Below are 14,934 nucleotides of genomic sequence, written 5' to 3'. Positions count from 1 at the left end.
TATTTCGGCCGTTAGGGGGTTCGCCATTTGAGTCTATTATGGGTTTTCTATCAGCAAAACGTCCAAAAACTAAAACTGTCTGATCTCCCGGCGTCCCAGCCGGTGACCATAGGGCCTGAGGTGAAGGATTCCATAACGATCGGCACCATTCCGTTTGAGAACGGAGTAATTTCTCTTCAAAGAAAGGAATCCGGCGGCCAGTACGATGTTTTCCTGGGAAATGATTGCCTGGGCAGTCTTGAAACTGATACATCATTTTCTCTTCAAACGGATCAGCAGGAGATACGTCTGTTTTTAATTGCCGGCAAGCCTGAAAAATCCGTTTATTTTACAGGAAACAGAGACGAAATGACATGTTCCTCAGAAAAGACAGATGCAGATATCTATCTGAACCCGAATGATTGTGCTTTTGCGGAGCAAAGCACATTTTCATTACTGCATATCGGCGAGAAATGGTCGATTCTCCCAAAAAGCGGGAATGTGTTCTTGAATGGAGAGAAGGTACTAGGTGCTGCACCGCTCAAGCCGGGGGATGAAATATTCTGGAACTTTACGCAAATGAGAGTAACTGAACAAGACCTCTTAGAAATTGTTCATTACACACCGCTTGAAACAGTGTTAACCAAAACGGTCAAACCAAGCACAGAAATGCAGAAGAAATATCCGCAGTACAGAAGAACGCCGCGAATGGTGTACGATTTGCCAGATGACCGTGTGTCCTTCAGTTTCCCCTCTCAGGAGAGCGATCAAACCAATAGAGGGCTATGGCTCGTCATCCTGCCTCCGCTTGTGATGCTGATCGTGATGGGGGTTGTCGCGATCATCCAGCCGCGAGGCATATTTATACTCGTATCACTGGCAATGTTTATGATGACCCTTATTACCTCGACCGTTCAATATTTCCGGGATAAAAACCAGCGGAAAAAACGCGAGGAAAAGCGGGAGCGCGTGTATAAGCTTTACTTAGATAATAAGAGAAAAGAGCTTCAGGCGCTTGCTGAAAAGCAAAAGCAGGTTCTTGACTTTCATTTTCCTTCCTTTGAACAAATGAAGTACTTAACAAGTGAAATCAGTGACCGAATTTGGGAAAAATCGCTCGAAAGCAAGGATTATCTTCAGGTTCGGCTCGGGACCGGAACAGTTCCTGCAAGCTATGAAATCAATATGAGCGGCGGAGACTTGGCGAACCGTGATATTGATGACCTTATGGAGAAATCGCAGCACATGCAGCGTGTCTATAAGGACATTCGCAATGCGCCGGTTACGGTCGATTTGGCGGAGGGGCCGATGGGCCTTGTCGGGAAATCGCAGATTGTTAAGAATGAGATTCACCAGCTGATCGGCCAGCTTTCGTTTTTCAACAGCTATCACGATTTGCGCTTCGTCTTTATTTTTCATGAAGAGGAGTATAAAGACTGGGAGTGGATGAAGTGGCTTCCGCAATTTCAAATGCCCCATATTTATGCGAAAGGCTTTATTTATAATGAACAAACGCGTGACCAGCTCCTGTCCTCACTTTATGAATTGATCAGAGAGCGCGATCTCGAAGAGGACAAAGAAAAACTGCAGTTTAAACCGCATTTTGTATTTGTCATAACGAATCAGCAGCTGATTTCAGAGCACGTCATTCTTGAATATTTAGAAGGGCAGCATGAGCAGCTGGGCATCTCTACAATTGTCGCCGCGGAAACAAAGGAAAGTTTATCAGAAAACATTACGACCCTTGTCCGCTATATCAACGAAAATGAAGGCGACATTTTAATACAAAAGAAAAAAGCAGTAAGAATTCCGTTCCGGCTCGATCATCATCAGCGCGAGGACAACGAACGGTTTTCACGCACGCTTCGCACGCTGAATCACCAGGTGGGCATTACGAACTCCATTCCGGAAATGGTCTCGTTCCTGGAGCTTTTCCATGCGAAGGAAGTAAAAGAAATCGGAATCCAGCAAAGGTGGCTGACGAGTGAATCGTCAAAGTCGCTGTCGGTGCCGATCGGCTATAAAGGGAAGGATGACATTGTGCATCTGAACCTTCACGAAAAAGCCCACGGTCCGCACGGTTTGCTTGCGGGGACGACAGGTTCGGGGAAAAGTGAATTTCTCCAGACCTACATCTTGTCACTTGCGGTGCATTTTCACCCGCATGAAGCGGCTTTCTTATTAATTGACTATAAAGGCGGAGGAATGGCGCAGCCGTTCCGCAATATTCCCCACCTGCTTGGCACGATCACCAATATTGAAGGCAGCCAAAACTTCAGTATGCGCGCGCTCGCTTCGATTAAAAGCGAGCTGAAAAAAAGGCAGCGTCTGTTTGATCAATATCAAGTCAATCACATCAATGACTATACAAAGCTGTACAAGCAGGGGAAAGCAGAAGTAGCAATGCCGCACTTATTCTTAATTTCAGATGAATTTGCAGAGCTGAAAAGCGAAGAGCCTGATTTTATCAGAGAGCTTGTCAGTGCCGCACGTATCGGCCGAAGCCTTGGCGTACATTTGATTTTGGCGACACAGAAGCCGGGCGGTATCATCGACGACCAAATCTGGAGTAACTCGCGCTTTAAAGTAGCGCTTAAAGTTCAGGATGCCACCGATAGTAAAGAGATTTTGAAAAACAGCGATGCCGCGAACATCACGGTTACCGGACGCGGTTATTTGCAGGTCGGAAACAATGAAGTGTACGAGCTGTTCCAATCCGCCTGGAGCGGGGCCCCTTACTTAGAGGAAGTTTACGGAACAGAGGATGAAATCGCGATTGTCACGGATACCGGCCTGATCCCGCTTTCTGAGGTCGACACGGAAGAAATGGCGAAAAAAGAGGTTCAGTCAGAAATCGAAGCAGTGGTTGACGAAATCGAACGCATTCAAGAGGAAATGGGAATCGAGAAGCTGCCGAGCCCTTGGCTGCCGCCGCTTGCGGAACGTATCCCGCGCACTCTTTTCCCATCAGAAGAAAAGGACCATTTCCACTTTGCTTATGTTGATGAACCTGATCTGCAAAGACAGGCGCCGATTGCTTATAAAATGATGGAAGACGGAAATATCGGCATTTTCGGCTCCTCAGGCTATGGAAAATCGATTGCAGCGGCAACATTCCTGATGAGTTTTGCAGACGTCTACACGCCTGAAGAGCTTCATGTCTATATCTTTGATTTCGGGAACGGAACGCTCCTGCCATTAGCGAAGCTGCCGCACACGGCGGATTACTTCCTGATGGATCAGTCGAGAAAAATTGAAAAGTTCATGATCCGGATCAAAGAGGAAATCGACCGCCGAAAACGTCTGTTCCGTGAAAAAGAAATCAGCCATATCAAAATGTACAATGCGCTGAGCGAAGAAGAGCTTCCATTCATTTTCATCACAATCGACAACTTTGATATCGTCAAGGATGAGATGCATGAGCTTGAATCGGAATTTGTCCAGCTTTCCAGAGACGGACAAAGCTTGGGGATTTACTTTATGCTGACGGCAACGCGCGTAAATGCTGTCCGCCAGTCGCTCTTGAACAACCTGAAAACAAAGGTTGTCCATTATCTGATGGATCAATCTGAGGGATATTCCATTTACGGACGGCCGAAGTTCAGCCTTGAGCCGATCCCGGGGCGCGTGATCATTCAAAAAGAAGAGCTTTATTTCGCCCAAATGTTCCTGCCTGTTGAAGCAGAGGATGATATCGGCATGTTCAACGAGCTGAAAGCAGAAGTGCAGGTTCTTCAGGATCGCTATGCTTCACTTCAGCAGCCGGCTCCGATTCCGATGCTGCCGGAAAGCCTGTCGACGAGAGAGTTTTCTCTCCGCTTCAAGCTGGAACGCAAGCCTTTATCTGTGCCGATCGGGCTTCATGAAGAAAGTGTCAGCCCGGTGTACTTTGACTTGGCTAAGCACAAGCATTGTCTGATATTAGGGCAGACACAGCGAGGAAAAACAAACGTCTTAAAAGTGATGCTTGAGCATCTGCTTGATGATGAAACGGAAATGATCGGTTTGTTTGACTCGATCGATCGCGGTTTATCCAAATATGCGAAAGAAACAGATGTCGCATATTTGGAAACAAAAGATGATATTGAGCAGTGGATTGAAACAGCAGAAGACATTTTTAAAACAAGAGAAGCAATGTATGTAGAAGCCGTTCGCCAGGGAGACGCACAAAGCCTGCGATTCTCTCAAGTGGTTCTGATGATTGACGGAATTACGAGATTCCAGCAGACGATCGATACGAGAATTCAAGACCGCTTGGCGAACTTTATGAAATCTTACGCGCATCTTGGCTTCAGCTTTATTCCGGCAGGCAATCACAGTGAGTTCTCCAAAGGCTATGATTCCCTGACGACTGAGATGAAGCAAATCAGACACGCTATCCTGCTGATGAAAAAATCTGAACAAAATGTCATTCCTCTTCCGTACCAAAGACAGGAGCCGGAGATTCAGCCGGGCTTCGGATATGTTGTGGAAAACGGGAAGGAGCAAAAAGTTCAAATTCCTTTATGTTCTGCTGAAAGGGAGAGTGCTAGATGACAGAACAACGAAAAAACTTGATCAAGTTAATATCCGCCGTCATCATTATTTTGCTGCTGCCGGTTTTGTTTTTCCGGTTCATTGGGGAAGATCCGGCGAAAAAAGCAGCCAATTCCACGCGGCAAATCGCAGTGGTGAATGAAGACACAGGCGTATTGAGTGATGAGGTGAAAGCGGACGATGAAGATGATCAATCCGCCCAGTTCGGTAAGGAAGTTGCTGCCGTTCTGGGGGAACGTCCTGATTATTCTTGGACGGTCGTGAACCGAAGTGCAGCCGAAACAGGCCTGAAATCGAAAAAATACGATGCGATTGTCTACATTCCCTCAGATTTCTCAAAAAACATTTTGAGCTATGACAAAGAGCGTCCTCAAAAAGCCACGCTTGAGTTCAGCATTCAAGATAACCTGAATGCGGTCAACAAAGAAAAAGTGCAGCGTGAGCTTGAAGATGCCCAGAAAACAATGAACAAAAAAATGTCGGCCTTATATTGGAACTTTGTCTCACAAAAAGTGGACAATATCAGAGGAGAGTTTGACAAGATCGTCAATAAAGAATCTGAATTCCAAAATGTCATGTACAATTTCTACAAACCAAGCTCTAACGATTTGGCAGGTGAAATCAAACGCCAGAAAGACCTAATCGATGAGCTGAAGAAATCAATGAATGAAGCCCAAGGCACGACAAAAGAAAAAGCTTCGACAGCGGAGGAAGCAAAAAACACGCTGAAAGACTTCGTTGATACAGTTGAACGATACAAAGAATATCAAGAAAATCAAAAAAAGCTGCTATTGGCAGCCCAGGATTCAACTCAGCAGCAAATCCAGACAGGATTGGATGCCATTTCAGCACAGCAAAAGGCCAATCAGTTCAGCGAGCAGATGAGCGGCCTGTCAACAGGAATCAGCCAAGTGAAAACACAGCTTGGACAAACCAGCACAGTTCTGGCAGGCGCCCAGCAAATCAGGGAAGGCCAAGTGCCCCAGCAGGAACTTGGCATGGCAAATATACAAAGCAATTTAATCGATCAGTATCAGGCCGCATCAAGACAGGCTGCATTAAACCAAGTATACGGACTGCTTGTTGAAGCGCGCGAGGCGCTCACTGTTGCGAAAGGTGACCCGCAGCCTGATGGAGATGATGGTTCAGATGATGAAGATAAAGACCCGAACGAAGAAAACCCTGAAGAACTGAAAATCGATCTTGAAAAACAGCGTGAAGAATTGAAAAGCATTGCCGCTGACATTCAGGACATTTCAGACAATTTGAAGGAGCCTGAAAAAGAGGAGCCGGCGCCAGAGAACCCGTCCCCTGAAAACCCGGATCATCCTGATGATGGAAGCAGCCCAAATCCTGATGATACACAGGGAGACACCGGAAACAATGATAACAGCAGTGATACCGGGAAAGACGGACAAACGGACGGCAATAATCAGAATCAAGACCAGCAGCAGGGAACAGACGGTCAGGAGCAGAACGGAGATGCCTCCCATGGTGAGTCGGACAGCGGACAAACCGAAACGGGCACATCTGCCGAACAGACTGCTTCATCTGACTCTGCCCTTCAATTTATCCAGCTGGCAAATGAAGACGGAACCGGAAGCGACGGAGACACAACAGAGCCCGGAAATGAAGATCAACCAGGAAATGACGACATTTCTGATATCGCAAAAGCGAAAGAACAGCTCAGCAAGGCGTCTGAGCGAATCAAGCAAATTGAAGAAGAGCTCAAAGAAAAAGAAACTGCCCATAATGAAGAACTGAAAAAGAAGTTAGAGGAACTAAAAGAGCAAATGGATGGTCTGAATGATGAAATTGATGACCTGAAAGACAAAGTGAAAAAGCTCGAAGGTAAACTTGAAAATCTCGAAGCGAAACGGAAGCGGGAGTTTGAAGGGATTTACAGTGCGATTCGCGAGCTTGAAAATAAAGATCAGCTTCAATTTCCAGGAGAAATCAATACAGAAAGCATCTCCGCTTTAATGAGATACTATAAATATTTATCTGTGTATGACTCTGTATTATCCGGAACGGTTGACAGCACTGCAAAAACCAATGCCATTGACGGCCAGCAGGGCAACGTCAAATCAGTCCTAGCCATCAAACCGGAAGAATCAGCAAGCTGGGAAGATCTCAAAAACAACACGATGCAAACCGATGAAGACATCGACAATTTCATCAACGGCATGACCGAGTTTGCAGACAACTACGGCAGCTATATCCGTGATTCTCAAGCCGGTGTTCTCGACGAACTGACGAAAATCTCTGAGAGTGCGTCAAAAGCTTCAGAACAGCTTGTAACCGGCGCGGCGCAGGAATCTGCAACGTTCAATAATGATGGCCTGTCAGGCACAATGGCACTGAGCGTGCAAGATACGGTCGGCCAGGAAGTGCTGCAAATGTCAGACGTGATGGGTTCATTATCTGAACGCCAGTCAGGCATTATTGATTACACAACCAACATGCAGCAAAGCGTAAATGATGTGCAGACGAAAGCTGACACATTAAACAACAACTGGGGTAAAAATGTTGCTTCCACGAAGCTTGTACGCAGTGACGTATACGGCATTCTGGGCAATACATTAGTAGATGGCCAAAACAACGGCTATGTATATGATTACTTGGCAAATCCGCTCAAAATCAGCGGTCAGGTTCCGGAAGAAAAAATTCAGACGGTGCCGCCGGTTGTCATCCTGGTTATTATTTTGATCAGCAGTCTGTTAATCGGATATTTCAGCTCGTATTATCAGAATGCGCCGCTGCTCGTCAAAGGAGCGCTTTTCGGAATTCTGAATATCCTTGTCGGCTTGATGATCAGCTTGTTCGGTTTGAATATTTATTCACTGCCGGACGATCAGACGATTAAGTGGTCTGTATTTACGATTTTATTGCTGGTCGCAAGCTCTGCCTTTATCCGGGCGGCATTCCGATTCGGATCAATTCCTGGATGGGTTGCTTCAGCGGCAATGATTTTATTCTATGTTGCGCCGCTTATTGATTTAATTATGCCGAACTTCACATTTGAAGATCCGGTGTCTAAGGTATACATCGACATCCAGTACGGAACAGGGCATTTGTTTACAATGGGAATATCGGTTCTGCTGATCATTACGTTGATTGCAGCGGCTCTGCCGCTTGTCATTCGCTTGATAGCAGAAAAAACAGCGGAAAGCGATGAAACGTATGAAGCGTAATCGCAGCTTGGAAAAGGGGATCATGATATGTATGCTCTCCTTTTCCCTTTTCATACCCTCTGCCGCTGCTGCCGAAACCGAAGAAAATACGGATGTCGCGCCAAACCAATATGAAAAGAAAGACATTGAAATCGATACGAATTATTTGCATGAAGATTCTTCCTATGAGGAGAAAACAGAACTGCCTGAGGAGCAAAAGGATATTACCTTTGATAAGCCGAAGGATCGGGACGCCGAGCTGATAAAGGATTTGTTTACATCAACAGATGCCGAGGGCTCCAACACCATCGCGGCTCAATCTAAACAGCTGGGGATTACATTTGCCGAGAAACCGATCACAAAAGCGTCATCAACGGAAATGAAAGAAAAAGGTTCATCTTCACTCCTGCTTCCGATCATCTATATCGTGCTGATTCTGCTCGGGATCGCAGGCATTGTTTTTCTCATACCAAAGGTTATCGTGCAGGAAAATAAAAAGGCATAAGCGCCCGCGCTTGTTTTGCATAAAAGCGGTCCGTACAATAAGAACGGAAGGAGGAGGTTTCCAATGGAACTTTATATCATCACCGGAGCGTCAAAAGGACTAGGGAAAGCCATTGCATTACAGGCTCTGGAAAAAGGCCATGAAGTACATGCCCTGTCCAGAACAACAACAGATGTTTCTCATGAGAAACTGACACAGCACCAGATCGACCTGATCAATCTCACAGAGGCTGAGCAGCAATTCAAAACAGTGCTTTCATCCATCAATCCGGCTGATTATTCAGCCATCACACTGATCAATAATGCTGGAATGGTAACGCCGATCAAACGCGCTGGAGAAGCGTCTCTTGAAGAGCTGCAGCGCCATTATCAGCTTAATCTGACAGCGCCCGTGCTCTTGAGCCAGCTGTTTACCAAACAGTTTGCCGCTTTCAGCGGAAGAAAAACAATCGTCAATATTACCTCTGGCGCGGCCAAAAACCCATACAAGGGGTGGAGCGCGTATTGCAGCTCAAAAGCCGGGCTTGATATGTTTACGAGAACGTTCGGATTTGAACAGGAAGACGAAGAACGGCCGGTGAACATGATTTCTTTCTCACCGGGTGTCATGGACACTGACATGCAGGCCGTCATCCGTTCATCATCGAAAAAGGATTTCCACGATATCGAGCGGTTCCGGAAATTGAATGAAACAGGAAGCCTTCGCAGTCCGGCCTTTATTGCCGGCACGCTGCTTTCTTTATTAGAGAAAGGCGCGGAAAACGGGCGCATATATGATATTAAAGAGTTTTTGTAGAGCAGAGTGAATCTGCTCTTTTTTTATATAAAAAGGCGATAGCTTAAGCATTCCGGAGTTCGGCTGCATATACTGACTGAAACTCTGCTTTTAGGGTATAACAAACATGAAAAGTAAACAAAAATGATATGACATAAGAATTGAGTTTCTCTGCAAATTATGTTAGGATTCTAAAAATATCTAAAGGAGGGGTTTCCATGAGAAAGGTTACATTAATGGATGTCTTTACCCATCCAATTGCACAAAAATATTTACAGCGTTCCGGCGTGGCTCATGCGATTGCCTGCGCCTATCATGCATACAGGCTGTCTGTAAAGGCTGATATCAGCCCTGATTTAGCCGCAAAAGCGGCATTGCTGCATGACATCGGACATTATGAATGGTATACAGACGGAAAATGGGATTATGAGAAATACAGAAGAAATGACATCCATGCCATTAAAGGGGCGGAACGGGCGCATAAGCTCTTGATTCGTCTTGGTGAAGAACCGAAAGCGGCGAAGGAGATTGCCCTTGCCATTTTGCTTCATACCGATTCCTATCTGCCTGAAGGTGAACTCGATAAAAATACGCTGCAGCAGATTGTCAAAAAAGCGGACGAACTTGATGAAGAACCTGGCGGCCACCATCATTACCGACAAATTGACGAAGCAACCGCACTGAAAAAAATAGAAAAACTGGACCGATTAATCGACCAAGCCCAGTCTTCTATAAAAAAGCCTGTATAGGTCCCGCCTGTATTCGGAACAGCGTCCGCTTTCTTCGCTGTCTCCGTTTCATCACCATTTCCTTACACCCGCGTGAATCACACTCCCCAATCGTCTCCGCATCCCCTGGTGTTATCCGGTAAGCCTGTGTCATTATCCTTAACCGTGGCATAAGCTGAGATAAAACATATAAAGGGGATTGAAGTATGGCCAACAAAGGTAGTCCTCAACTGGTCTCATTAGTCGATCCTTATGTCTATCAGACCATCAAAAAGCTCATTGGCTCAAAATTCATTATCCAGACAGTACGAGACACGGTCAGAGGCAGACTGATTGATGTAAAACCGGACCACATCATCATTGAAGCAGCCCGAAATTCTGTTTTTTTAATCAGTATCCAGCACATGATTTCCGTCACGCCAGATTACAGTGAACGGGTGTAACAGTGCTTGCGCTTGAAAAATAGGCGTACACCGGGACGTCCTATTTTTCAGTTAAGCGCTGTAAAAACGCCCCGTCATAAGCGGTTATCTGAAATAAAGCGTAAACAACAACCGAAGTGATACCCGCCCGCAACCTTTACATATAAACGGGGCTTCCCGGCAAACGGAGCACAGCGCCGCTGCCTCTCGGTCATTCTATCGTTTTGATTCACATCAAGCAGGATAAATTCTAAACGTTAAGCTAGTCCACAAGTACATAAATCAGTGCGGCGTCCCTGCCGTATGTCACAGCCTGCATAATCAACAGTCCGTTCGCTGATTAAGAGTTCTGATATCAGTTCATTTTTGTTACAATGATGGGGTGCAAGTCTTTTATCTGATAGACAAAGAAAAACTAGGAGGAACAAGCTTGTTGAAATCAAAAGTCCATTTTTGGACATTGCAAATTTTATTTGTTTTGCTGATTATTTTCGTAGCAACAAAAGTTTCATTTGTGTTTCAGCCGTTTATCGTGTTTATCTCGACATTGTTTTTCCCGATGCTGATCGCCGGAATTCTGTATTTTATTTTTAATCCGGTCGTCCGACTGCTTGAGAAAAAAATGCCGCGGACATTATCGATTCTGCTCATCTATTTAGCATTTATCGGTTTGCTAGCCTTTGTTTCTGCGGCAGTCGGGCCTGTCATTACATCGCAGGTAACCGGGCTGTTTAACAATCTTCCTGAATATATAAAACAGATTCAGGCATTAACAAAAGATTTATCTCACTCTCAGTGGTTTACCTGGATGATGACACAGGATTATGTATCCATATCAAAAATTGAACAGTCTCTGACAAGCTTTCTCCAAAACCTGCCGCAAAATATTACATCCAGTTTATCGGCGGTGTTTGGTGTCGTGACAAATATCACACTTGTCATTATCACTGTTCCGTTTATCCTCTTTTATATGCTGAAGGATGGACACCGCTTTCCGCACCTGGCAGTCAAAATTCTTCCGGCTTCTTACCGGACAGAAGGTCTAAAGATCTTTAAAGATTTATCCGACACACTCGCTGCGTATTTTCAGGGACAGCTGTTAATCTGTCTTTTTGTAGGGACAGCGTGCTTTATCGGATACTTGATTACCGGGCTGCCATATGCGCTGATTCTTGGAATTGTCATGGCCATTACAAATATCATTCCTTATGTCGGGCCTTTTCTCGGCGCTGCGCCGGCTGTTATTATCGGCTTTATGGATTCACCGGCCAAAGCGCTTTTTGCGATCATTGTGGTTGTGATCGTTCAGCAGCTCGACGGAAATCTGCTTTCTCCGCTCGTTATCGGAAAACGTTTGAATACGCACCCGCTTACCATCATTTTGCTGTTGATTGGAGCAGGAAGCTTCGGCGGCATTCTCGGCATGATTTTAGCTGTGCCGGTGTATGCGGTAGTCAAAGCGTTTTTCCTGAATATCGTGCGGCTGATCAAGCTGCGCCAGCGGTCACGCCTTGAAGAAAACGAACGTCCCGCTGAATAGGCGGGCACCATTGGCTCCTTTCCGCATATGATGCTGTAAATCAGTGCGGAGGTGGGGAAATGCCTGCGATTGTAGGGCCGATATATATTATGTCTATATCAGGTGATGCTGCGGCCAGCTTTGGAGATGTGTTTGCGATTGCGCCGAAAAGCGTCGATCACACAGGTGCTGGGTCTGGCACATTTCAGCTGGGGGATTTTGTGAAGATCAATAACGAATATAGTAAAACAATTTTAAACGATGCCGATATCATTGATGATACCGTTTCGTTTAACTGGTAACAGCCTTTTCTAGAGAGGCTGTTGCTTTTTTATTGTATAATATGGATAGTCTTTTAGTTAGCGAGGTCATGTTATGAAAATCAGAAAAGCAAATATCAGCACACAAACAGGAATGATCACTGATGTATATCTGCATGAAAACAGAAAAGAGCTGCATACGCTAGTAGCCGTTCCGCAGCTGGAGTGGAGCACGATTATTTCATACGAGGAAGAAAAAACATCGCTGCCTGAACGGCTGGAGGCTTCTTTGCGCCGGCATACAGCGGACGAGCCTGCTGGTGAGCTGGCAAAAAAAATCATTCACTGGGTAACGGAAATGTAACAGCCCTTGAAAGTTTAGCCCCCGCAGGATCAGGCGATAATGAAGACAAACAAGACGGGAGGACGAGCTTTTGAGTGATGAAACGCTGGATCTCTATTTGCAGCAAGGAATGTACGGGCCGCTGGAAACAAAACCTGACGAGCGCCATTTGTTTTTAGGCTCATTGCGGGAAAGAGTGCTTTTGGCACTGACGAAAGGGCAGGTGCTCAGAAGCAAACCGTATGACGAAGCGGAGCAAGCGTTTAAACGCAATAAAAATATATCTCTTCTTATCAATGGAGAGCTTCAGTATCAGTCTTATTCACCTTATGTAAAAATGGCGAACCAAAACGGAGTGCCTTTTAAAGTCGTATCTGACCTTCAGTTTCATACGCCTTTAGGCCTTGTCATTGCAGCGGACAGTGCGGTAAATCATGAATCTATATATATTCAGGACGACATTTTTAACCGGTCGGTGCTGAAATCTTAGAGACAAACGGACCGTTTGTCTTTTTATTCATGGCAATTCCCTTACAACGGGAGATAAGATATAATGTTCTCATACTGATGGCGGGGAGGCCGGCTATGAAAAAAGCACTTATTTGTATTGATTATACGAATGATTTTGTGGCGAGTGATGGAAAATTGACCTGCGGGGAGCCCGGCAGAATGATTGAAGAGGCGATCGTCAATTTGACAGAACACTTTATCACAAACGGTGATTACGTCGTATTTGCAGTAGATTCTCACAATGAAGGGGATCAGTATCACCCTGAAACCCGTCTGTTCCCGCCGCATAATATTAAGGGTACGGAAGGAAAAGACCTGTACGGAAAGCTTTTGCCTCTATATCAGAAACATGCACATGATCATAATGTATATTACATGGAAAAAACGAGATATTCTGCTTTTGCGGGTACTGATTTAGAACTGAAACTCAGAGAGCGGCAGATTGACGAGCTGCATTTAGCCGGCGTCTGCACAGATATCTGTGTCTTGCATACAGCGGTTGATGCATACAACAAAGGTTTCCGGATTGTTGTGCATAAACAGGCTGTTGCCAGCTTTAATCAGGAGGGTCATACGTGGGCTCTTTCCCATTTTGCAAATAGCATCGGAGCGCAAGTGGCAGAGTAAGGAAGGGGAAAAACAGTGTTAGAGTACGGTTTTAAAGATGACAGCCTGTCATTACATACAGACCTTTATCAAATCAATATGGCGGAAACTTACTGGAGAGACGGCATTCATGAAAAGAAAGCGATTTTTGAGCTTTTTTTCAGAAAGCTTCCGTTTGAGAATGGCTATGCGGTTTTTGCGGGCTTGGAAAAAGCCATTGAATATCTGGAAAACTTCAAGTTTACCGATAGTGACCTGACTTATTTACGAGATGAGCTTGGCTACCATGAAGATTTTATTGATTATTTGAGCGGTTTATCTTTTACAGGTTCTCTTTATTCCATGAAAGAAGGAGAGCTGGTTTTTAACAATGAGCCGATTATGAGGGTGGAAGCTCCCCTTGTAGAAGCGCAGCTTATTGAAACAGCTTTGCTTAACATTGTGAATTACCAAACATTAATCGCGACAAAAGCAGCGCGCATCAAGGGCGTCATTGGCGATGAAATTGCACTTGAATTCGGAACAAGACGGGCGCATGAAATGGATGCGGCTATGTGGGGAGCGAGAGCAGCGTTAATCGGCGGCTTCAGCGCGACAAGCAATGTAAGAGCTGGAAAGCGCTTTAATATCCCGGTATCAGGCACACATGCCCATGCCCTTGTGCAGGCCTACCGCGATGAATATACAGCGTTCAAAAAATACGCGGAAACGCATAAGGATTGCGTCTTCTTAGTCGACACGTATGATACGCTTCGTTCAGGCATGCCGAATGCGATTAAAGTTGCCAAGGAATTCGGAGACCGCATCAACTTCATTGGCATCCGCCTGGATAGCGGCGATTTGGCTTACCTGTCAAAAAAAGCCCGGAAAATGCTTGATGAAGCAGGGTTTACAGACGCGAAAGTCATTGCGTCAAGCGACCTGGATGAGCATACCATTATGAATTTAAAGGCTCAGGGAGCCCGCATAGATGTCTGGGGTGTCGGCACGAAGTTGATTACAGCCTATGACCAGCCGGCTCTCGGCGCGGTTTATAAGCTCGTCTCCATCGAAGAAAACGGAGAAATGGTCGACACGATCAAAATTTCATCCAACCCTGACAAAGTGACGACACCTGGCAGAAAGAAAGTGTACCGGATTATTAATCAGTTAAATCATCATTCTGAAGGAGATTACATTGCGCTTTATGACGAGCAGGTGAATGACCAGAAGCGGCTGAGAATGTTTCACCCGGTTCATACCTTCATCAGCAAATTCGTCACGAATTTCTATGCGAAGGATCTTCACGAACTGATTTTTGAAAAAGGCATCCTATGCTACCAGAACCCTGAGATTTCTGACATTCAGCAATATGTACAAGACAACCTCAGCCTTCTGTGGGAGGAATATAAGAGAATCAGCAAACCTGAAGAATACCCGGTTGATTTAAGCGAGGACTGCTGGAGCAACAAAATGCAGCGGATCCATGAAGTGAAAAGCAGACTTGAAGAAGAGCTCGAAGAATAAAGCAAACTGGCCTTTCGTTCGCGAAGAGGCCAGTTTTTTTGTGGGAATAATATTTTTCATGTTTAGACAAATT

Annotated in this window: 12 protein-coding genes; all 12 read left to right on the top strand. The window is 45.4% G+C overall.

Features of this window, described 5'->3' with window-relative positions; all coding sequences use genetic code 11:
- Positions 1-27: 27 nt before the first annotated feature.
- The 12 genes from essC to P3L57_RS15750 all read left to right on the top strand — a co-directional run bounded on the left by essC (position 28) and on the right by P3L57_RS15750 (position 14,861).
- Positions 28-4,515 carry a type VII secretion protein EssC gene (essC, locus tag P3L57_RS15805; protein WP_059353480.1) on the top strand — a complete coding sequence of 1,496 codons (4,488 nt, stop codon included), beginning with the start codon at positions 28-30 and terminating at the stop codon, positions 4,513-4,515.
- Complete coding sequence (esaA, locus tag P3L57_RS15800) at positions 4,512-7,709, top strand: type VII secretion protein EsaA (RefSeq protein ID WP_069486977.1); 3,198 nt, start codon at positions 4,512-4,514, stop codon at positions 7,707-7,709. The genes essC and esaA overlap by 4 nt, the downstream gene beginning before the upstream one ends.
- A 31-nt stretch (positions 7,710-7,740) precedes the next feature.
- Positions 7,741-8,193, top strand: a complete 453-nt coding sequence (essA, locus tag P3L57_RS15795) for a type VII secretion protein EssA (RefSeq protein ID WP_082687825.1) — start codon at positions 7,741-7,743, stop codon at positions 8,191-8,193.
- Between the two features lie 63 nt (positions 8,194-8,256).
- A complete protein-coding gene (locus P3L57_RS15790) occupies positions 8,257-8,988 on the top strand; it encodes a (S)-benzoin forming benzil reductase (RefSeq protein ID WP_059292637.1) in 732 nt (243 codons plus the stop codon).
- A gap of 197 nt (positions 8,989-9,185) precedes the next feature.
- Positions 9,186-9,716, top strand: a complete 531-nt coding sequence (locus P3L57_RS15785; protein WP_044158955.1) for an HD domain-containing protein — start codon at positions 9,186-9,188, stop codon at positions 9,714-9,716.
- Positions 9,717-9,901: 185 nt separating this feature from the next.
- On the top strand, positions 9,902-10,138 hold the full coding sequence (locus P3L57_RS15780) for a YuzF family protein (protein WP_069486978.1): 237 nt from the start codon (positions 9,902-9,904) through the stop codon (positions 10,136-10,138).
- 409 nt (positions 10,139-10,547) lie between these two features.
- A complete protein-coding gene (locus P3L57_RS15775; RefSeq protein WP_059292639.1) occupies positions 10,548-11,657 on the top strand; it encodes an AI-2E family transporter in 1,110 nt (369 codons plus the stop codon).
- A gap of 59 nt (positions 11,658-11,716) precedes the next feature.
- The gene (locus P3L57_RS15770; RefSeq protein ID WP_069486979.1) at positions 11,717-11,938 is read left to right on the top strand and encodes a spore germination protein; all 222 of its coding nucleotides are present in this window, start codon (positions 11,717-11,719) and stop codon (positions 11,936-11,938) included.
- Positions 11,939-12,011: 73 nt separating this feature from the next.
- A complete protein-coding gene (locus P3L57_RS15765) occupies positions 12,012-12,260 on the top strand; it encodes a YueH family protein (protein ID WP_069486980.1) in 249 nt (82 codons plus the stop codon).
- 70 nt (positions 12,261-12,330) lie between these two features.
- A complete protein-coding gene (locus P3L57_RS15760) occupies positions 12,331-12,729 on the top strand; it encodes a YueI family protein (RefSeq protein WP_059334761.1) in 399 nt (132 codons plus the stop codon).
- Positions 12,730-12,824: 95 nt separating this feature from the next.
- Positions 12,825-13,376, top strand: coding sequence for a cysteine hydrolase family protein (locus P3L57_RS15755; RefSeq protein WP_044158950.1), 552 nt, complete (start codon positions 12,825-12,827; stop codon positions 13,374-13,376).
- A gap of 15 nt (positions 13,377-13,391) precedes the next feature.
- Positions 13,392-14,861 (top strand): nicotinate phosphoribosyltransferase, encoded by a 1,470-nt coding sequence (locus tag P3L57_RS15750; protein ID WP_024122686.1) that lies wholly within the window; start codon positions 13,392-13,394, stop codon positions 14,859-14,861.
- Positions 14,862-14,934 lie beyond the last annotated feature (73 nt).

This window comes from Bacillus sp. B28, assembly GCF_029536185.1.
GTDB classification, from domain to species: domain Bacteria; phylum Bacillota; class Bacilli; order Bacillales; family Bacillaceae; genus Bacillus; species Bacillus halotolerans.
The sequence above is the reverse complement of the archived record's forward strand: the minus strand, read 5'-3'. Positions and strand labels throughout refer to the sequence as shown.

What these genes read in the sequence shown, in the direction of transcription:
- esaA (WP_069486977.1), top strand. Translation starts at nt 4,512, where the DNA reads ATGACAGAACAACGAAAAAACTTGATCAAGTTAATATCCGCCGTCATC.
- essA (WP_082687825.1), top strand. Translation starts at nt 7,741, where the DNA reads ATGCTCTCCTTTTCCCTTTTCATACCCTCTGCCGCTGCTGCCGAAACC.
- P3L57_RS15790 (WP_059292637.1), top strand. Translation starts at nt 8,257, where the DNA reads ATGGAACTTTATATCATCACCGGAGCGTCAAAAGGACTAGGGAAAGCC.
- P3L57_RS15785 (WP_044158955.1), top strand. Translation starts at nt 9,186, where the DNA reads ATGAGAAAGGTTACATTAATGGATGTCTTTACCCATCCAATTGCACAA.
- P3L57_RS15780 (WP_069486978.1), top strand. Translation starts at nt 9,902, where the DNA reads ATGGCCAACAAAGGTAGTCCTCAACTGGTCTCATTAGTCGATCCTTAT.
- P3L57_RS15770 (WP_069486979.1), top strand. Translation starts at nt 11,717, where the DNA reads ATGCCTGCGATTGTAGGGCCGATATATATTATGTCTATATCAGGTGAT.
- P3L57_RS15765 (WP_069486980.1), top strand. Translation starts at nt 12,012, where the DNA reads ATGAAAATCAGAAAAGCAAATATCAGCACACAAACAGGAATGATCACT.
- P3L57_RS15755 (WP_044158950.1), top strand. Translation starts at nt 12,825, where the DNA reads ATGAAAAAAGCACTTATTTGTATTGATTATACGAATGATTTTGTGGCG.